An 18,846-nucleotide genomic window follows, 5' to 3' on the forward strand; every position below is an offset into this window, starting at 1 on the left:
TGCGCTTATTTATCTGCGAGGAAGTTTTTTCTGACGGTTTCCAGATTAACCGTCGAAATCTTTGTTTGTTCTCCACAATACTTCTCTATCGCCTCCTTCTGAAAATCAAAACAGATTACCTCTCCCTGCACACCGAGATATGAAAGCTGTGTCTGAAACTGTATCAATCGTTTCAAATCACAATCAACACAAATCAAGGTCGGGTGTCCATTCTGGTTATAGCCATCCTGTATGATAAACGGCTGCTCTTTCTTCTGCTGTAAGTCCTCCGCCAAAACAGCCAACAGGCTTTGATAGGCTTCTGCATCATACATGAGCTTCAACAGCAGAATCCCATTCTCATCCAATGGTATAAAACAGAATCGTTGAAATGGTGCATTTAAGATAGTCACCCGCATTTTTGCATCCTCTAAGCATTGTACTGCCTGCTGCATTCCTCTGCCAAATAACAGTGCATTTGTACCGTTAAAGCAAAGCTGCTTTGAGCGCAGTATCGACTGTATCAGAATATCGGCTCTGTTTTCCACCGTTTCAAACCACTTGGGTACTGCCACCTGCATGTTATAGCAAAGCCATACTTCTGCCTGCGAAAGCAAAACACCTGTCATTTTGGAGCTGATGATTTTCCTTGTGAAATCTGCCTGCGCCTTTACCTCCTTTGGATGAAAAAAAGCATCCTGCGAAAGCTCGCCTGACTGCATCGGGATATTTTCAAAGATTGGTTGTTTTTTACTGCGATCCATCAGAATCTCCGCCCGTTCCATAATCGCCAGTATTTCCGAAATGCAGTGCTGCCGTTGTCTTTGTGTTAAGCCTGCCCTGCGCATGGAAAAATCTGCACCGTCTGCCAGATAAAAAGAAAACCGTTCCCACTCTAACTGTAGTAGGGTTTCTTTCCCCTTTCGCATCAGACGATAACCCTTTACGCCATCCTTCTGATACTTGGATAGCAGTCTTTCCTCCAACAACCGCCGCAGCACCTTTTGCCGATAGCTTTCCTGCGGCAACAAAAGCGTCAATGCCTCCTCTGCACATTCACCGGATAATGCGACCAATGCCAATACCCGATAAGCCTGCGAATCCTTTGTAAGAATTGTCCTCACCTCCTTTCCGATACCATTCTCAGCATAAGCTCCTAAACTATGCCAAAAACCTGCATACTCCTTTCTTTGAAAATATGGAACTTCATGAGAAAAGTTCTATTTTTCGACATATCCGAAAAACCTATGTCAATTACCGTTTATTTTCTGACACGAAACCAGACCTATATCCGAGCTGATGATTACTCTGGTGCCGTTTCTGTTTCCACGCCTTGTGCTGTAGTGCAGTTCACAAAATGCGCCGCCATCGTCCAGAAGAAAAAAGCTGTTAATAATATCCAATACTTCCTTCGTCTCGATATTATCGTAATCTCTGATACAATGGATGGGCGTATCTTCTGTATACTCATAAATAAACCAGATCAGAGCATACTCCAAACGGCAGATTGGATGCGCCGCAGTAAATTCCTTTAAGGCGTAGGTTAATGGCTCCAGAAGAAATACGGTATGATTCCGATGATTTCGTTTTGGCATCAAATGCGGCAGAATCACTTCGTAGCCATAGGACTTCTCTTTAACTGTAATCCCCTGTGCCTCTGCGGCACAGCTTTGTACCTGTTCCCTGCCGTTCATCTGAAAAATGCTTACGATATTTCTTGTACTGCACGCAATACTTTCCGCCTGCCTAGCCATATCCAGACTAAGCCTTTCAAAATTTTCCGGGTATCTGACTGCATCTGTTGTTTCATAGGCACAAAGCGTATTCTGAAACCGCAGTGCATCCTCACGCAGGTGGTTCAGCCTCTGTCGAAACAGCAGACGATTCATAATACCTCACCTCTCCCTCTCTGCTTACAGTACAGAAAATACAATTTATCCCTTGTAACTTACCAATCTGCTCCGTGTCCTCCAGCACAATCAGCACCTTTCCCTGTACTTTCTCCTGTAATCGCTCTATCACATGGCATAAAAACATTTCATCACCCTTTTTACAGGAATAGATTTCATACGCCTCACCATCTGCGTATACCGCAATCAATAACGGATACCTCCCGACGGCGTGAAATTCAATAGCCTCCTTTAAATCAAGCACAACCCAGAAGCACTGTGCCAGCCCTTCGTCATACGTTTTCTGTTCAAATGCTTTTATGTAACCGTTCTCTTTGTCAGATACAAGCCTGCCCTTTTTCACCAGTTTCCGTATTATTTTTTCCATCTGTGTATCTTCTATGGAAAAATATCTTTGCAGCTGCTCCATCTGCAATGCGCCATATTCACCAATCAGCTCCACGATTTTTCCTTCAATCGCTCCACCGCTCTGTAAGCAAATCATGAAATGTCTCCTTTCTACTCCTGTTTTCTTCGTATCATCTCGCGCAGCTGCTCGCGGTCTGTTGTAATCATCTCCGTTTCCAATCCGGATGCTTTAAATTCTACCGTCACTGTATTGTTATTGGTCAGAATCAGACCGTTCCCACGTGCAAAATGCGTGATATTCATAATCTCTGTATCACTCAGATTCAAAATATGCTGTACCCTTTGCGCCTCCTCATCCTCTAAATTCAGTACAATCTTTGTCTTACTGTTATTGATAATACCTTTTCCGTACTTCCCATCATCCAAAGAAAGGAAGTCGTTGATGTCCTGTGTGGCGCAGATTGCAGCACCGCCATAGCCTCGGATAATTTTGAAAATCTCCAGAACAAACTCCGCAGCCAAGCGGTTGCTGGATGCTCCAATCAACTGCCAGACCTCATCAATAAAAATTGCTTTCTCCTGTGTTCTGTCCTCCTTTGCTTTATCCCAGACATAATCCAATACAAGAAACATCCCGACCGTCAATAAATCTCCGGTTAGCTCTGAAATATCGAGAACGATATATTTATTATCTAACCGTACATTGGTCTGCTGATTAAATGTACTTGCAGAACCATGCACCAGTCGATTCAGGATATTCGCCATGCGTCTGGTCTCTGTGCTTTTCTTCAGAACATCATATAAATCGCCTAAAACGGGCATTGTTTTATAACTTCCCATTTCGTCATACAGCGATTCATTCTGATGGGTAATGCCTTTCCCTGCATAGGTCTGGATCAACGCTTCATCCAATAGCTGCCGTTCCTCATGTGTCATATCCGGAATCAGCAGGGAAAAGAAAATATGCAACCGCTGGATTTTTGCCGATAGCTCGGAACGCTCCGTTCTTTCGCCGTCTATCACATCCTCCGCAGTTTTATCATTTTTTCGGATTTCCATGATATTGATGCAATTTTTCGATGCCGGAGAAATCTGTATAAACTCTCCGCCGATGTTATGGCAGGCTCTGCGAAATTCATGCCCCTTCAATGGTGCCAGAATAAAGGTCTGAATATTCTTTTCTCGAAGCCTTAATGCCATCAACTGCATGGTGAAGGTTTTGCCTGCACCAGATGTGCCAAGCAGAACCATGTTCGCGTTCTTATATATTCTGGAATTAAAAATATCCACAATAATCAGGGAGTTATTGTACTTATTTACCCCTAGTAAAATGCCGTTATCGTCACTCATCTCAAAGCTGACATACGGGTAACAGCTTGCCACCCCTGTTGTTAGCACATTCCTTTTTGATAGCTCATGCAGACTTTTATGTAGCTGATTCAACGGCAATACCGATGCAAAGGCTAAGTCCTGTCTAAAATAGCATGGCTTCAGAATAAGATCCTGCGACAGCATCAGCTTTTTCATCTCATTGGTACGCCATTCCAGTTCCTCCCGGCTATCTGCGGTAATTGTAATCAGGGTATTGATATAGTAAAAATCCTGATTATTTGCCAGACCATCCTTCAGATAATAGCCCGCCCGTACCGCACTGTCGATGTCATCAAAATCCGTATTGGTATCTGATGTTTCCTTCATTTTTGAACGATTGATACGGATTTGTCTGCCTAATTGAAACTGTATCTTTTCCTTCGGCTCTTTGCTGAGGAAAAGATCTATATCAATCCCCTCCCCTGCATTCACCAACAGCGACAGCCAGCCTGCGGTTACCTGTGTTTTATACCCTGTAGACGGAATCATAAAATAGGAGCAGTACAGACCGTCAATCCTGCAATATGCCGCTTTACTGAAATCCATCTGCTCCGGCAAAAGAAAAGCGGAAATTGGAATGGCGTTGGCATCCCCTTCTGCGATATACTTTTCGACCTCCGCCGCAGCACGCGCAGAGAATGGAGTTTCTGTACTTGTTTTGCGATTCAGCAACATATATAAAACCTCCGCCATAAAACTGTCCGGGTTTTCATGCTCCACTACGTTATTGCCACACTGCATAAGATAGGTTCTTGCAGTGCGCTCCGCAATCTCCAGCTGATTCACAGCGTCCTTCTCCTCATTCTTCTTACTGCTGCCGGGAATCGGTTCATACGCAAAGACAATAAAAAAACGCCGTGTCACGGCTTCTTTCAGCCCGATTCGACGAATCAGGTTATAATAATCCATCAATAACACCTTACACCGCTCATCCTGTTCCCGCCGGATTGCCTCCTGTATCTTATCCAGATGATTTGATATATCAGCCTTCTTGGAAACAACCTTAATCTGCATCCGTACAGGACTGATTTTTAAATAGGACATGTAAGAATAGATGATATTACGCTGTTCTCTCGCAGAACGTAGCAGGAAGTTGATGGGTTCTACCTCTATAATTTTGATATAACGCTTATCTCTGAGATAGCAGATACCGTTTTCTATCTTTTCTACAGGAAACGGCTCATTCGCTTTTCCTTTTGCTGTTTTTCTGCTTTTCTTCAGCTTTTCCTCCTCTCCGTATTCTTCCGGCCATTCTCCCTCGGATTGCCAGACAGGCCTTCTGCTTTCCTCCTGCTCCGACATAGCATCCGAACGATACAGCATTTTTCTGTTCCGCAGGAAACGGAAGAAGTTCAGAAGAAAAGCCGTCAGGCTTTCCCCGCCAACGCCGATTAAGGCAAAAATCCCAATCGGCAACGCTGTCAGACACAGAAGGATTGTTTTTGCGGTAAAAGAAAAGACTGTTATTTTCAGTATCGGGATTGTAATCCCGGCTACCAAAATAACAGCCTCTATGGCATTTCTTAATTTCAGCATCCCACCAAATAGTGAACCTTCATTGAGAAAGTTTGGCGGAATGAGAAAGATGTCCCGTTCCTCTTTATTTTTGGCTATGATTCTCACGCTCCTTATCAAAAATATTTCTTCATCTGCAACAGCACAACATCTACAATCCTATCTTTCAAGAATGGTCTGAACATCGGCTGATACCAGTCCAGATATTTCTCTGCAATCTCCGAAACCTCTGCCGCACTGCATACAATTTTAAGCTGTGCGCCATATAAATCTCTTGCTGTGGAAAGTACTGTGCCAAATCTGCACTGAAACGGTTTCGCCCGTAAATGCTTCATCAATCCCCTTGTTTCTACATCAAATGGGTATTTTACATTGTCTAGCATCAGCCCTTCCCCGTTATCAAATAACGGACAATAGTGATATTTACCGTTTTCCTCAAGAATTGCAATATTGTTTAAGTGTCTGTCCTCATTTGCAATCAGCGCATCTACCTCAAACAGCAAGGTCAGGTATGCTCCAAAATGCTCCAAACCACTGATGTCCTCTATTGTATCAACGATTTTTTTCAATCTGCCCGGAATCGTTTTTTCTGCCGCGAGGATTTTCTGATAGTCAGAGCCAAGGGCACGTTTTAAAATATGATACGCTGTCTGGATGCTCTGTCCTTCCCTCAAAAAGTTAAAGCTGACGCTTGCCCTTCTGGTATTTCTGTGAACCTCTACAGAGTCAATGTGATACGCTACGATTTTATAGCCAAGCTCTGTTTCGATATTGCTGTATTTTTGCAAAAGCTCACTTGTGACTGCCTCTGCCAATGCTTCAAAGCCGGTGCGATCCAGCTTATACCAGCAGTCTGTCGCCGCATCATACCATTTTTCCTGATTACCCTTCGAGGAGGTGGCAGCAACAACATCTCCTGTATAAAGTTTTATAGCCTTGTTATTTTCAGCCATTGTGCATCCTCCGCCATTCTTCCCTGTGTTTTCTCTACAATCTGGATCGGATCATATTCCGTCAAGCCCATTTCTTTCAGAAGAATATTGATATTTTCCCTGCTTTTCGGAACGCATCTTTCCTCCAGAAATTCAATGAAATCATCCCATGTTGGTCTTTCCTGTCGCCCGAAAGCAGTTTTTAAAATCCGATCCGTATGATTTATTACCCGCAGTATTTTCTCCGTAAAATCACAGAGAATGGTACTGCAAAGGGTTTCTTTATCAAAATATTCATAGCGCACAACCTGATGTCCTGCTTTGAGTGCCTGCGATTGAAATAAAAGAATATCCTCTGCCGCCTTTGGACGAATGATAATGCTTGTACCGTCGAACACAACCTCTGCCTTTGCATCCGCATGATCCAAATCCATTTTTTTCACCCAACTGGACGGTAATGTTATTCGGTAGGTTTTTGCTCCTGCCGCCGCAGTACCACCGGATGCATTCGCACTGATTTTTAGCTCTCTTATTTCCATAAGAATCACCTCATATAAATTATAGCATATTCGTGACGAATAATCCATTATTTATTCTATCTTAGCACGCATTGACCTTATTTATCAAATGAAAACAATAGCTATAAAAATCCTTTTCCACAAAATAGCACCGACTTTTTCTTTGATTTTCACATTTTCTTAGCGAGTTTATTTGATGTTTGCACAAAATAGGATATTTTTCCTGATACTCCTATATGATTTCCTCTGTTATCCTCCGATATACTCCCTCGGGTTCACCTCTTTTCCATTTACCAGCACCCCCAGATGAAGGTGTGCTCCTGTCACACGCCCCGTTGCACCGACCTCAGCAATAGCCTGTCCTGTTGAAATGCTTTGCCCTTTTGTTACAAGGATTTTGCTGCAATGCGCATACAGCACCGTAACACCGTTCCCGCAGTCCACTCTCACATGATGACCATACCCCGTTTTAGAATAGACTACCGAAGTAACCACACCACCGGATACCGCATGGATTTTTGTTCCTGTGGGATATGCAATATCCAGTCCTTCATGGAAGGCTTTCTTTCCGTTCAATGGATCTGTTCTCCAGCCAAAATCAGAGGAAACTCTACTATTCCAATCCTTTCCTACAAATGGAGAGCCCCATTTCCCGTTACTCGAAAAGACAAGATATCTATATACCGCACTGACATATTTCGGATTGCCATATCTACTCCATCCCAACTTTTTCTGCATTATTCTGGAAAACTCCTGTGCATTGGCTTCTGTATATCCGCCATATTTTTGGATTGCCCATGAAATATAGCCGTTGCCATAATTATATCCCTGTAGGGCCAGACTCAGTTTCTCCGTCTGATTGGGTGCAGTACAGCCTGCCCCCTTCAGGCAGTCCGCCAGATAATGCACCCCCACCTCTATGGAATATTCTGCATTTGTAATGCCATTCGGTTTCTTCGAATATTTCGTGTTATAGGGACATTCGCTTGCCTGCATTACATCAGTGCCGCGTCCGCCGCTTTCTGCCATCATTACTGCATTGATTACATCAGTAAAATTTGAAATACCATATTTTTCAGCACACTTTTTTACGAGAGTTCCGTATTTTAAAACATCCTCACTGACCTGTGCCGATACGCTGCCAAACTGGCTGCCATATAAAAACAATTCTAAATTAGCGGCATATAGCTCCGCTAATTTTTTCTGTTGCTCTGTCAGTTTAAAAACGTGGTCTGCGAAATAAGCATCCCCGATATAATAAATATGATATGTATGACCGGAGGTTTTTTGATAAGAAAACAGAGCATCCCTATGAGCTTTAATCAATCCTCTGATTTCCTTTGTATTGATTTCATCTGTCCCTTTTGCCGCAGAATACTGGCATAAAATCAAGGTTGCATTGACAGAACTGTAATGAAATTCATCAATAATTGTGATTCCCTCATCATCTTCTGCCATGCTTTCTATTTCACGCAGCAAAGCATCGTGAGCTTCATCTATCGCAGACCACACAGCTGTCTGATATCGCTGTATATTCTGTAAGAGAACAGCGTTATCGTTCCATACATCTGTCATCTGAAAACCGCCGAATACAAAAGACGGCAGCATACATAAAAACAGCACCAGAAGAAGAAACAAGAATCCAAGGCTTAAGCTAACCTTCGCAATGTTATGCCTTTGCCGCCATGCAATATCCAGAGCAGTAATCACACCTGTTGTGCCATAACGCAGCGTTGCCGCTGTTTTCGCCGCTCTTTGCATCTCATTGTTCATTTAGATTCTGTCCTTTCTTTTTGGTGCATCCGGTAATTTATTTTCAATCTGTTCCTTGTATTGAATTTCACCGTTTTCCTTCATAAACGGCTCCTTTACAACCGTTGGCTGTGCATACTGATGATACCATTTGGAACCATCTACTGCTGTGACCGTTTTATAATCCCCTTGTGCCGGCGGCATATATTTATCTGTGGAATACATAGCAAATTTGAGACTACCTCCCAAGTCTTTCGATGTTTCCATCCCCATAATGCGTCCACCGCCAATCTCTATCTGAGAATACTGCACCGCAGCGTCAGCAGATGGATGAAACAACTCTCCTTTTTCCCATCCATTGCTTTCAGAAGGGGATGCCTGATGATCCGACAAAAAGGGGGAATGCGAATCATCAGACAGTTCTGTTCCTACAGAAAGGGGCTCCATACCGATATTCTGCTGATACTCAGCCAATACCTGTTCCATGGATGTCTGCATCTCCGTATAGGAGCTATCGGAATATGTACTCTGATTATCAAATGCAGTATTTTCGGCAGACGCAGAATTTCGTTCCGTGCCCACCGTTTCTTTTGTATGATTCGCTCTGTCAATGCCCATATAGGATTGAAACGCCTGCACAGCCTCCTCGCCTTTGATAAAGCCTGTACGTGCAATATCTCCTTTTGCTACCTGACCGATAATATTGGCAGAAAAACCGCCGCCATTTCGGATAGAGGAGTTATATACCGAACGGGCAATATTCGAGGCTATACTATCACTTTTTCCTGTAATATTCCGGATAGCATTTTGATGAAACTGTCTGCCGACTGCACCTGCCAAACCGCCTTGCAAAATAGTTTCACTGCCGGAAGCCATATAACTCCCACTATCTGCTGCTCCGCTGCCACCGCCGCTGATTGTTTTCCCGGCTGCACTGATACCCTTCATAGCAATCGCAGCCTCACCCAGCATCGCACTGCCTGTCCTGCCGACATTGATGCCCAGCATCTGCATGAAGTTATCAATCTTTTGCGAGATTTTCAAGAAACCGATGGCGCATAAAAACCAGATCAAAAAATTTCCATTCTCCAACTGCAACGGATTAGCGATGAAATTCGCAAACATAGAGGTAAAAATTCGCAGACACCAAACATTCATCAGTATCATAAAAATCTGCCCGCCTAACATTCTGCACCAGCTGCGGAAAATATTGAGGGTGTTCATAGAGCCTCCCATGGAAAACGCCATCGGTGCTGTATAAACCAGAACACCCAACAGTACATATCGTTCCGCTGCTTCAAATAACAGCTTTAAATAGTTCCACGCCAAAATAATAAGCAGAATCAAAGCGATTAAAGCAATGGAGCCGTTTAATGATACCCCCAGAATTGTCAACAGAACAGAATTAAAATCCGCAAAATTGATAGGCGGAAGCTCCTCTGTCATCATCCAGCCAAAGGGTGTTCCGCCTATCTGTAAAATAATATCTAATATATCCTTTGCAAAAAGAGCCAAAAACAGGAACAGCATAGTTCTGCCTGTCAGTTGAATCGGATTCTCCGCTTCTCCGCTTTGCATGATACCAAAGTTACGGAATAACTGAAAAATCAGGTTCAACAGCAAAAGGCCCACCGCCAGTGCTACGATAAGACTGTAAAAAGTCTCCGCCGCCGGAAAGTATCTGAGGAAGGTTTCCATGTCACAGCCCAATGCTCCCAGAACAGAGGTGTTGATCATATCCAGAATATTCATGACTTGCTCTGCAATCCATTCCACAATACCGTCAAGTATGCCCAAGTTATCCCTCCTTTTTTTGCAAAGAAAAATCCCCCTCCGTATTTTTTTACGAAAGGAGATTGCTCATTTCAATTTTTTCTTTTATTTCTGCCAGCTCATCATATACGCTACTTGCGCTGTGTTTTCATCAATGGCCTCATCCGTTATCGAAAAGCCTTCTCTATGGTAGAATTGAACCGCTCGCATATTTTTCTGATATACCTCCAAGGTCAGCTTTTCCTTCTGACTCTTTGCATACGCAATCAACTGGCTTCCGATTCCATTTGCCTGCATCGGCTCTTTAACAAATAGCCCTGCGATATAATTCTCCATTAAGCCAATGAATCCATATATCTCTTTCGTAGCATCATCCTCGTAGACAAATACCTCTGCTTTCGGTAAACCGGATTTTACCATTTCATAATTGCTTAGCCAGTACTCCTCCGGGATAAAAGAATGTGCTTTTGTATTTGTTTCAAGCCATATCTGCATAATGGCCGTTAAATCTGTTTCTGTTTGTTTTCTTATCATTGCATTACCTCTATAAACTGGAAGTTGTTTATTAAACCTTTTTAACCTTAACCAACAACATCATAGGTCTACGCATTTCATTACACATTTAGATTAACGATTTCTTTTTCCTGTATTCTCTGTCCCTCGGATTTCCTCATGATAGAAATAATCTACGATCACCGGATGTCCCTGCGGGACTCTGCCATAAGGCATTTCATTATCCACAAATGGGCAATCATACTTCTTAGCCATTTCCTCAGCTTTTGCTTCAAGTGCTTCAAAGTAGCTGCGGTTATGCTTGTTATAGATCTCGTCGTAAAGTGGTACAAGATCAGGATATTTTCCGGCGATATAATCCATAATTGTCTTTTTGAAACCGCCTCGAAGATTGAGATTTTCGAGCCAGAACAGATCGCACTGATCCTTTACCCGCTCAAAGATTGCTTCAAAATCCGTGATACCGGGGAATACCGGAGATACGAAACAGACTGTACGGATACCTGCTTCATATACCTGCTTCATAGCAACGATACGGCGCTCAATGCTAGAAGCAGAGTCCATATCGTTCTTGAAATTTTCATCTAGTGTGTTGATCGACCATGAAACGGTTACTCGTCCAAGCTTCTTCAGCAGATCAATATCTCGTACCACAAGATCCGACTTTGTGCAGATCAGAATATCTGCGTCACTGCCGATCAGCTGCTCCAGAAGTTTTCTGGTATTCCCGAATTGCTCCTCCTGTGGATTGTAGCCATCTGTCACAGAACCGATGACCACCCGCTGTCCGGCATATTTCTTCGGATTCTTAATTTCCGGCCAATGCTTCACATCAAGGAAAGTGCCCCATTCCTCCTTGTGTCCGGTAAAGCGCTTCATAAAAGAAGCATAGCAATACTTGCAGGCGTGTGTACAGCCCACATAGGGATTGACCGAGTAACCGCCTACCGGCAGACTAGACTTAGTCATGATGTTCTTTGTTTCCACCTCACGAATGAGGATTCCATCGATTACTTCTTCCATGATCTCTGCACCTCCAACACTTTGTTGAATTCCTCCGGCATTTCCTGAATCATATTTTCATCCCCTATGATAGGGACAAGGTCTTCCTTCATAAACACCGGAATGCCGAGTGCGTGTGCCTGATCCACCAGAGACCATGCCCATTCCGGCTCCGTATGAATCTTCCTGCTCTGAGCTCCGGTCATGGTGCCGACAACGATCCAGTTGATCCCGGAAAGATCAACTGAACCTGGATTGTCGAATAGCGGCTCAAAGGTAACATGATAGTGTTTTGCTCTGACATTTTCCCGTAGTGCGTCAATACGCCACAGTTCTGCTTTTCTCGTCACCGTAACACCAAACCATGCGTTTTCCAAATCTGTATCAAAATCCACCAGATCTGGTCGCTTTGTAAGGAACAGGAACTGATGCTGTGGATTTTCACGGATTTTTTCAAATACCTCGTCTCTCCATTCTGACTTCCAGCCGGAAAGATCGCTCATGCCGGTAAGAAGAAAGTTCTGCGGACGTTTCTTTTCCATCATCTTGAGCTTACCCGGAAAGAATTCAGGGTCAGCAAAGTCATCAATCATATGCCAGCGTTTCACATTATTGCGGGCATAGCAATATGCACACCCCACAGTACATCCGATGACGATATTCATGTTTTGAATCTGATCTTTGATACAAATACTCATGATTTCTGCCACTCCTCAAGATTCTTTCTGATACGGTCGAGGTATTCCTCAAACTGGGTAATTTCTTCCTCCGAAAAACCTTTGTAGTAAATACTCCCCATTTTATCAGATACAGAATCGTATTCGTCCTTTAAGGCATGTGCTTTTTCAGTCAGAAACAGGAGTGTTTTCCTTTTGTCCGTTTTAGACTGAACACGGCTTATCAGCCCTTGATTTTCCATTCTTTCCAGCATCGTAGTAAGAGATGTTATCGCTAATCCGCATTTAGTCGAGAGTGACCTGATTGAGATACCATCCTCCTGCCACAGCACATAAAGAATACGTCCCTGGGCTCCATTAAACGCATCAATATTCTTTTCACTGAGAATCTTCTCAAAGATTCGATCTCCAAGTTGTTTTATTTTGGTAACAAGAAATCCGCCATTCATTTTCACACAAAAACTCCTATATAGTATTTTATCAAATAATACTATATAGGAGCTTTACTGTCAACAGTTTGTATGTCTAAGTAGAAGTAAATTCCGATTTATTATACTCTTTCTTTCTCCCATCTTCCTGCCCTTCGGACAAGAAGCATCCCCCTGTCATGAAATCCAATATAATTGATGACAGCCAACTGATACTAGAATACCGCCTGTTCATAAGTCTAAAACAAATCATCGGCAGATGTCATATTCTTTTCATGGCTTATCTCCCTCAAAAAACTATTTTTCTTACTGATAGTTTAGCAAAATATCAGCTACTTTTCAATGACAGCCTCTTTCTTCTCCATCAGGGTGTCCACTGCCCACCGGAGAAAAACGGTGTAATATAGGACATAATAAAGCCCAAACCATTGATAATCGCCCATGTAATCGCAATCCTTTTCAGCCATGCTCTCGATTCGTCAACCGTTCTGCCGCTCCGAGAAAAATTCATTAAAAGAAGTGCTATTGCCGCCGTCACGATTGCTGCAATCGTAGAAATCCCTATAATTTGCTTATAGACATCCTTCATAATCTCAGACGCTTTTTCCCAGACGGTGACAGCATAGACTGGTCGAATCCAATATGCCTGCATCGTAACCACACAGAAAAATAAGTATCCAAGCTGTTGAATACTGATATGATTTTTCTTTTTCCCATTCTTTTTCATAAGCTGCCTCCTTATTTCGGGTACAAAAAAACACCCAAATCACGATAATTCAGGTGTTCTTTGCTGTCTGTATATTTTTCGATACTATCATTATATAATAGAAGAAATTCATTGTAAATTCCAGAGATGTTCCAATTTCGTTCCAATCATATGCCAAAATGTCTCTGCAGAACGAAAATCCGCTCCACACATTTGCAATGGTTCGCAAAACTTAAAATATTTCGTATTTACGCATTTCCTCACAGTTTTCGGAACGGCGCAAATAGTCCTTAATACACATTCAGCAGTTCTGTCACAACATCAGAATGATTCTTCTTCAAATCAGACAGTTTCCATTCCGGATAATTCTGATAAATGCGTATGGAATTCGGGAACATTTCGATATTCCTCTCGAAATATTTTTCCTTTTTCTCTACATAATCTCTGTTGCCCTGAGAGGTATTCTTTCTTCTCGATATTAAGACAAGGTTCCCCAGCTTATTTGTCCATTCTTCTCGTTCTGCCGCAGAAAAATCTTTTACCCATTGACTATCTGCGGAAGGATTGCGAGGAAGAATATGTTCTATGCTTGCGATTGCCTGCGGAATCATAGGTGTAGAAGAACCTCTGTAAATGAGGTCTAATTTTAGAAGCAGATACTTTGCAAATGATCTTCCGTAAATATCTCCATTGATGACTCTTTCAAAATCACTTTTGTTTATGGTAAAAGTCTTTGATTGGAGCAATGCTGCGGAATCCTGACTTGCTTCAATCTCACGCAGAATGGCGTTTACATTTTCCATTCTCACAGTTGGAGTGGCAGCAGTAATCCAATCTGCCGATAATTTGCGGTCCAGTGCTTTCAGAAATGCAACAAAGCCCCGTCTGCGGTATTTCCGATAATAATCTAAAACGGGTGCGATCCAGTAATCCGCACCAAATCCCGTTTCCATCAGCTTCAGATAGTTTGTAATTTCGTAATCGCCGGTTACAACAGAATGATCCGTATCAAATACCTCCTGATATGTATGGTAATAAGAATAAAGCAGCTCGAAGGTATCTCTCCCACGGCGCAGAATTGGAGTTCTGGGGACATATTTTTTCTGTGTACGGTCATATTCCTGATTGGAATAAACAAACTCATCAAATTCCTTTAATAATGTCGTTGTCTGCTTTTTCTTAACAAGAATTGTTCTGATATGCGAAAGAAATTTATCGAAGTCCTCGCCAAAGTACGTCTCCATTTCTTCCCATCTTGTTGCCCAGGATGTTCTGTCTACAGCGGAGAGTTCTTTCAGATTTTCTGCCTTCAGAATATCACTGCTCGAAAGCTTAACCCCTCTGTTATTTAACACCGTAAACAGCTGAAAAGCATCCTGCAGTTCTTCTGTTGCAACATAAATCATCAGAACCTTATTTAAAAAATAAGACAGGTATCCAATAATTTCATTCTTGTTTTCTTCAAGGAATTCATGGGCAACCAGCATGGCATTCGCCATATTTCTAATAGATATATTGACATCCTTCGCCTGCATCTTATCTTTCAGAAGCGCACTGTCACATGTACCATGCAACGGCTTTATATGCTCGTTCACAAAATCTCTGACATCCGAACGGATATTAAATATAATCCGCATCCGTTCCGGCTGCTGTAAAATGGCATCCTCCGCCTGATAAACAAAACCGGCTAACGAATTCTGATATTGCGGATAATCTGTAAGCATATCTCTCATGCACGCTAAGATGAGAAAAACCGTTGTGATTCTTTGCTGACCATCCAGCAATTCATATTCGGTGTAAGAAACATTGTTCTCAGATTTCTCATTTATTTTCAATACCATGGAGCCGAGAAAATACTGCGCCTCCTTATTTTCCCGATAAGCAGATATTGTATCATCCAGAAGATCTCTTACCTGATCGGTATCCCAGACATATGCTCTCTGGTAATCCGGAATGCAGTACCACATATTGAATATCTCTCGAATCACCTTTTTCTCACATTTAATTTCAGTTGCCATATTCGCCTTCTCCTTCCGGTAAATCAGCTATGCTCGTAATTTTCTTATGCTATTTATTCAAAAAGCTCTGGCTCGTTCTCTTTCTCAAAAGATAATACCTTGAAATTATCCCATTCTTCAGATAATTCATAAATATTAACTATTGCAACCTTTCCCGTCTCATGCCCTTTCGAACTGTCCATTTCTTTGCCTGGTTCTCAAAAGTTGTGATGTAAAGACCTCGACCAAAATCCAAATATTTTTTCGAATGTATTACATCCGAATTTTTTATAATTTCTGTTGATCCATGATATACAATCATACATTAACTCCTTTTTCTCTCACATAATTACTACCATCCTTTCTCTCATATTTATACTTAGATTATAACAAGTATTTTAAGTTATCGTTCAAGTTATTATCATAAAATAACAGATATCTATAAGAATCTGCCCACTATTCACCTTACCATTGGTTGCGATAATTATCATTATCTGAGCGTTCTGATTTTTCATAGCCAAGGTATTCATCCATTTCAGCTTCCATCATTTCCTTGATGGTGCCGCCCAAAAGATCCTTGAGTGCATCCTGAATGTCTTCTACAGACGGGATATCGTACTCTTCAAGGAACTGATAGATGATGTTTCGTTTTCCTTCTGTCATTTGTACGCGATGTACAGGTTCCTTTTGCCTTGCCATAATAAAAGGTTCTCCTAATGATATTTATTGTATCATAGAAGAACCTTCTAAACACTATTTTATAAAAAAAAGCTCACATGCCCAAAACTGCCACAAAAAATTGTGCTTAGCAGCCCATAAGCTATTTCTCCTTAAAAGCTGCTACGAGGAGTGCCTCTCATGTGTCATAACTATCTTGGTGGTATGTATCTCCGCACCTTTAGCAAAAAACCTGCACCCGACACAGTTCCCTCTGAGGTTATATTATCAAAAAATACCTGTTCAAGCAAGCAATCCTGATAATTTATTTATTGCCAGTTAAGTATGGAATTATCCCTATGGAAAAGTTGCCTACTCCGCATAGAAAAGAATATCATCAGATTTTAGTGTTAAATTACCGCCAAACCACTTTCCCGTCAAGAAAACCTGATATTTTCCCGTATCAAGCCCTATCTCTGTATCTCCATTTTCTAAAGGAACACTACAAATCTCACCATTTTCTTGGTTTTTCAGCAATAATCTTCCTTTGCCCCAATTTCTTTCAACAGATAATTCCATTGTTGCTTGTTGTGTAGAGGTAAGATTGCAGATACTGCTATTTCCACACATCAATAACATACGCGCTTCGAATTCTCTATTATCAAGTATGGAGGATGAGTAAAACGTTGTATGATGTACCTCCGGGTAGTCAGCCAAGATTTCCTCATCGGCAAGATTATACATATTACCGTATTTTACATTTTGCATACATAACACAATCATACAAACAATTAGTAGTATGACAGTCGCAATTCTGAATTTTTTTCTCCCCATTTTCATCTCAACCTCCTTAAATGAACTAATCTTCGCTTTAAATTTTATAAATAACACTTATAATACAAATGCTATTCTTCCCATTTTTATTTGCAGTTACAAATAGTCCACAGTCCTTCAAATTGACCTTTTGTTTCATTCCACACTCTATGCATTGTCACACCATTAGTTGTTTTATGTACATACCGTTTGACATCTGCATAGGGAGAAAGTGATGTTGTTTGGCATTCCACAATATTATTATCCTTTTGAGTAGTGCTCGCATAAGCGCTCACAGGCATGCTTGTCATTACCAACATCAAACAAATTGCTTTAATATAAATTTTCTTCATTTTTTTCTCCTTCATAAGATAATCCCACCATCTCAATTTCATCTACTGAACTAAAAAACATCAATGGCTCATCTTCAATATAAAGAATATATCCACCATTGTCCGGTACTATAGTATAATCCTCATCATAAATATAATTAAAATCCACTTCTGGTGATTTATATGCAGGCTGCAGCACAAAACCATACGAAAGGAAGAATAAGGCAAAAACAACGAAATATGTTCCTATCTCGAACTTACGATTTCTTTCATACTGCATCATCACCGAAAACCGTTGCTTCAAATTAGACTGCCAGAAAAACTGACTGCTAAAATGATATTTTTTCTTGCGGCATAACACCGAAGTTTCTCTTTTCATTTCCTGTATTAAACACCCCAGATATGCGATCTTTTCTCTTTTATCCAGTTTCTTACTCACACAGGAATCACAGTATACCTCCAGCAGATGCGAGCAGGCATTTCTGAAAGGATATATCAACGGATTCCACCAGAAAACGCACTCCAGTATGATAACAACGAGCTTTATCCAGTTTGTTTTATTTGCGAAATGCTCCAATTCATGCAGAAAAATATACCGCAGTTCATCCTGAGAATACATAGCATTCGGCATAAAAATAATCTGCCTGAAATAGCCGTATTCCAGTATCGTCTGTATATTTCCGTCCACAATCACCGTTGTTTCAAATTGATACCCATTCTCTTTCTTAACTTCTTCCAAGATCTTCAGGTATCTCTCATCACAGACACTCGGCAAATGTCCAAACCTATGGATTAACTGCCTGTAGAAATGAATTCTGCTCCACGAAATGCAAAATATCCCTGCGATCCAGACAGCAAGCAAAAGCCATCTCACCTGCACCGCAAATCCGCCAATCGTAAAAAGCTTCTTTTCCATGCTACGAATGATGGTGGGGAAAATTTCAAAGGAACTGATTACTTTGGCGTGTACAAATTCAACAGGGAAAAGAAATTTCACCAAAAGTGCTGTCCCAAATACCGCAAATACCCTTAATGGGATATGCAGTAAAATTTTGTCGCTTTTTGATAAGCACACAAAAAATACAAAAAACAAATTGCTTACCAAAATTGCTGTAATAAATGAATAACTAGTAAACAAAATCATACTTCTCACCTAATTTACAACCTGTCATCCTTTTTACAGTAATCATTCAACCAATTTTCCAGCTCGGAAATAATTTCTTTATCATTTTCTTTGTCCCCACCTAACAAGCCGGATAAAAAAGAGGACACATTGAACTTATTCGTTTCGTTGTCAAAAACCTCCGAAACCTGATTTGTAACATAGTCTGAAAGACTGATTTTAGCCTCATACAGTCGACTGTTCACCTTCGCAACCTTTTGGGAACCACAAACGCCGATATAACCATTCTCCAATAATTTGTTCAACAATGGATGGATGGAATTTGCGGACCAAGTACCCTCTTTTCTGTGCTGCAGGACTTCAGATACCGTCAGTGGTTTGTCTATACTCCAGAATATGGTCATAATCTCATATTCCTTTGGGGATAAATAGTTTTTATGCGGATTCATATTTTCTCACCTCACTTTATATTTTTATAGTGTATTTTTTTTTATTATATA

General features: G+C 41.4%; 18 protein-coding genes and 2 pseudogenes. All 20 read right to left on the reverse strand.

Annotated elements, in window-relative coordinates; translation table 11 throughout:
* Positions 1–5 precede the first annotated feature (5 nt).
* The 20 genes and pseudogenes from EJE48_RS08020 to EJE48_RS08115 all read right to left on the reverse strand — a co-directional run bounded on the left by EJE48_RS08020 (position 6) and on the right by EJE48_RS08115 (position 18,795).
* The gene (locus EJE48_RS08020; protein WP_118578541.1) at positions 6–1,103 is read right to left on the reverse strand and encodes a hypothetical protein; all 1,098 of its coding nucleotides are present in this window, start codon (positions 1,101–1,103) and stop codon (positions 6–8) included.
* 126 nt (positions 1,104–1,229) lie between these two features.
* On the reverse strand, positions 1,230–1,868 hold the full coding sequence (locus EJE48_RS08025; RefSeq protein ID WP_118578539.1) for a DUF6100 family protein: 639 nt from the start codon (positions 1,866–1,868) through the stop codon (positions 1,230–1,232).
* Entirely contained in the window at positions 1,825–2,373 is a 549-nt protein-coding gene (locus EJE48_RS08030) for a DUF5697 family protein (RefSeq protein ID WP_118578537.1), read from the reverse strand. Before EJE48_RS08030 ends, EJE48_RS08025 begins: the two co-directional genes overlap by 44 nt.
* A gap of 14 nt (positions 2,374–2,387) precedes the next feature.
* Positions 2,388–5,144 (reverse strand): VirB4 family type IV secretion system protein, encoded by a 2,757-nt coding sequence (locus tag EJE48_RS08035; protein WP_118578535.1) that lies wholly within the window; start codon positions 5,142–5,144, stop codon positions 2,388–2,390.
* Positions 5,145–5,239: 95 nt separating this feature from the next.
* A complete protein-coding gene (locus EJE48_RS08040) occupies positions 5,240–6,076 on the reverse strand; it encodes a hypothetical protein (RefSeq protein ID WP_118578533.1) in 837 nt (278 codons plus the stop codon).
* Positions 6,052–6,594 carry a hypothetical protein gene (locus EJE48_RS08045; RefSeq protein WP_118578531.1) on the reverse strand — a complete coding sequence of 181 codons (543 nt, stop codon included), beginning with the start codon at positions 6,592–6,594 and terminating at the stop codon, positions 6,052–6,054. The genes EJE48_RS08040 and EJE48_RS08045 overlap by 25 nt, the downstream gene beginning before the upstream one ends.
* Positions 6,595–6,822: 228 nt before the next feature.
* Positions 6,823–8,346 (reverse strand): lysozyme family protein, encoded by a 1,524-nt coding sequence (locus EJE48_RS08050; protein ID WP_124984477.1) that lies wholly within the window; start codon positions 8,344–8,346, stop codon positions 6,823–6,825.
* Positions 8,347–9,414: 1,068 nt separating this feature from the next.
* Positions 9,415–10,122, reverse strand: a pseudogene (locus tag EJE48_RS12865) (hypothetical protein); the annotation flags it as partial.
* Between the two features lie 81 nt (positions 10,123–10,203).
* On the reverse strand, positions 10,204–10,632 hold the full coding sequence (locus EJE48_RS08060; protein ID WP_118578529.1) for an N-acetyltransferase: 429 nt from the start codon (positions 10,630–10,632) through the stop codon (positions 10,204–10,206).
* Positions 10,633–10,725: 93 nt separating this feature from the next.
* Positions 10,726–11,634 (reverse strand): radical SAM mobile pair protein B, encoded by a 909-nt coding sequence (locus EJE48_RS08065; RefSeq protein WP_118578527.1) that lies wholly within the window; start codon positions 11,632–11,634, stop codon positions 10,726–10,728.
* Positions 11,622–12,311 carry a radical SAM mobile pair protein A gene (locus tag EJE48_RS08070; protein ID WP_118578526.1) on the reverse strand — a complete coding sequence of 230 codons (690 nt, stop codon included), beginning with the start codon at positions 12,309–12,311 and terminating at the stop codon, positions 11,622–11,624. Before EJE48_RS08070 ends, EJE48_RS08065 begins: the two co-directional genes overlap by 13 nt.
* Positions 12,308–12,745, reverse strand: a complete 438-nt coding sequence (locus EJE48_RS08075) for a radical SAM mobile pair system MarR family transcriptional regulator (RefSeq protein WP_118578525.1) — start codon at positions 12,743–12,745, stop codon at positions 12,308–12,310. The genes EJE48_RS08070 and EJE48_RS08075 overlap by 4 nt, the downstream gene beginning before the upstream one ends.
* Before the next feature lie 337 nt (positions 12,746–13,082).
* Positions 13,083–13,370 (reverse strand): fimbrial protein, encoded by a 288-nt coding sequence (locus EJE48_RS08080; RefSeq protein WP_243108006.1) that lies wholly within the window; start codon positions 13,368–13,370, stop codon positions 13,083–13,085.
* A gap of 344 nt (positions 13,371–13,714) precedes the next feature.
* Entirely contained in the window at positions 13,715–15,442 is a 1,728-nt protein-coding gene (locus EJE48_RS08085) for a DUF262 domain-containing protein (protein ID WP_118578523.1), read from the reverse strand.
* A gap of 139 nt (positions 15,443–15,581) precedes the next feature.
* Positions 15,582–15,743, reverse strand: coding sequence for a DUF3990 domain-containing protein (locus EJE48_RS12940; protein WP_016408173.1), 162 nt, complete (start codon positions 15,741–15,743; stop codon positions 15,582–15,584).
* 152 nt (positions 15,744–15,895) lie between these two features.
* Positions 15,896–16,120: pseudogene (locus tag EJE48_RS08095) on the reverse strand (transposase); the annotation flags it as partial.
* Positions 16,121–16,450: 330 nt separating this feature from the next.
* Positions 16,451–16,918, reverse strand: coding sequence for a hypothetical protein (locus EJE48_RS08100; protein ID WP_124984478.1), 468 nt, complete (start codon positions 16,916–16,918; stop codon positions 16,451–16,453).
* Between the two features lie 80 nt (positions 16,919–16,998).
* Positions 16,999–17,244, reverse strand: coding sequence for a hypothetical protein (locus tag EJE48_RS08105; protein ID WP_016408168.1), 246 nt, complete (start codon positions 17,242–17,244; stop codon positions 16,999–17,001).
* The gene (locus EJE48_RS08110; RefSeq protein ID WP_124984479.1) at positions 17,225–18,367 is read right to left on the reverse strand and encodes a M56 family metallopeptidase; all 1,143 of its coding nucleotides are present in this window, start codon (positions 18,365–18,367) and stop codon (positions 17,225–17,227) included. Before EJE48_RS08110 ends, EJE48_RS08105 begins: the two co-directional genes overlap by 20 nt.
* 14 nt (positions 18,368–18,381) lie before the next feature.
* A complete protein-coding gene (locus tag EJE48_RS08115; protein WP_124984480.1) occupies positions 18,382–18,795 on the reverse strand; it encodes a BlaI/MecI/CopY family transcriptional regulator in 414 nt (137 codons plus the stop codon).
* Between the last annotated feature and the right edge of the window lie 51 nt (positions 18,796–18,846).

Origin of the sequence: Anaerotignum faecicola (assembly GCF_003865035.1) — a bacterium.
GTDB classification, from domain to species: domain Bacteria; phylum Bacillota; class Clostridia; order Lachnospirales; family Anaerotignaceae; genus Anaerotignum_A; species Anaerotignum_A faecicola.

Bases quoted from the DNA above. Each gene is read 5' to 3' on its own strand.
- EJE48_RS08085 (WP_118578523.1), bottom strand. From the start codon at position 15,442: ATGGCAACTGAAATTAAATGTGAGAAAAAGGTGATTCGAGAGATATTC.
- EJE48_RS08045 (WP_118578531.1), bottom strand. From the start codon at position 6,594: ATGGAAATAAGAGAGCTAAAAATCAGTGCGAATGCATCCGGTGGTACT.
- EJE48_RS08035 (WP_118578535.1), bottom strand. From the start codon at position 5,144: ATGCTGAAATTAAGAAATGCCATAGAGGCTGTTATTTTGGTAGCCGGG.
- EJE48_RS08025 (WP_118578539.1), bottom strand. From the start codon at position 1,868: ATGAATCGTCTGCTGTTTCGACAGAGGCTGAACCACCTGCGTGAGGAT.
- EJE48_RS08060 (WP_118578529.1), bottom strand. From the start codon at position 10,632: ATGATAAGAAAACAAACAGAAACAGATTTAACGGCCATTATGCAGATA.
- EJE48_RS08030 (WP_118578537.1), bottom strand. From the start codon at position 2,373: ATGATTTGCTTACAGAGCGGTGGAGCGATTGAAGGAAAAATCGTGGAG.
- EJE48_RS12940 (WP_016408173.1), bottom strand. From the start codon at position 15,743: ATGATTGTATATCATGGATCAACAGAAATTATAAAAAATTCGGATGTA.
- EJE48_RS08110 (WP_124984479.1), bottom strand. From the start codon at position 18,367: ATGATTTTGTTTACTAGTTATTCATTTATTACAGCAATTTTGGTAAGC.
- EJE48_RS08115 (WP_124984480.1), bottom strand. From the start codon at position 18,795: ATGAATCCGCATAAAAACTATTTATCCCCAAAGGAATATGAGATTATG.
- EJE48_RS08065 (WP_118578527.1), bottom strand. From the start codon at position 11,634: ATGGAAGAAGTAATCGATGGAATCCTCATTCGTGAGGTGGAAACAAAG.
- EJE48_RS08080 (WP_243108006.1), bottom strand. From the start codon at position 13,370: ATGCAGGCATATTGGATTCGACCAGTCTATGCTGTCACCGTCTGGGAA.
- EJE48_RS08050 (WP_124984477.1), bottom strand. From the start codon at position 8,346: ATGAACAATGAGATGCAAAGAGCGGCGAAAACAGCGGCAACGCTGCGT.
- EJE48_RS08070 (WP_118578526.1), bottom strand. From the start codon at position 12,311: ATGAGTATTTGTATCAAAGATCAGATTCAAAACATGAATATCGTCATC.
- EJE48_RS08105 (WP_016408168.1), bottom strand. From the start codon at position 17,244: ATGAAGAAAATTTATATTAAAGCAATTTGTTTGATGTTGGTAATGACA.
- EJE48_RS08100 (WP_124984478.1), bottom strand. From the start codon at position 16,918: ATGAAAATGGGGAGAAAAAAATTCAGAATTGCGACTGTCATACTACTA.
- EJE48_RS08040 (WP_118578533.1), bottom strand. From the start codon at position 6,076: ATGGCTGAAAATAACAAGGCTATAAAACTTTATACAGGAGATGTTGTT.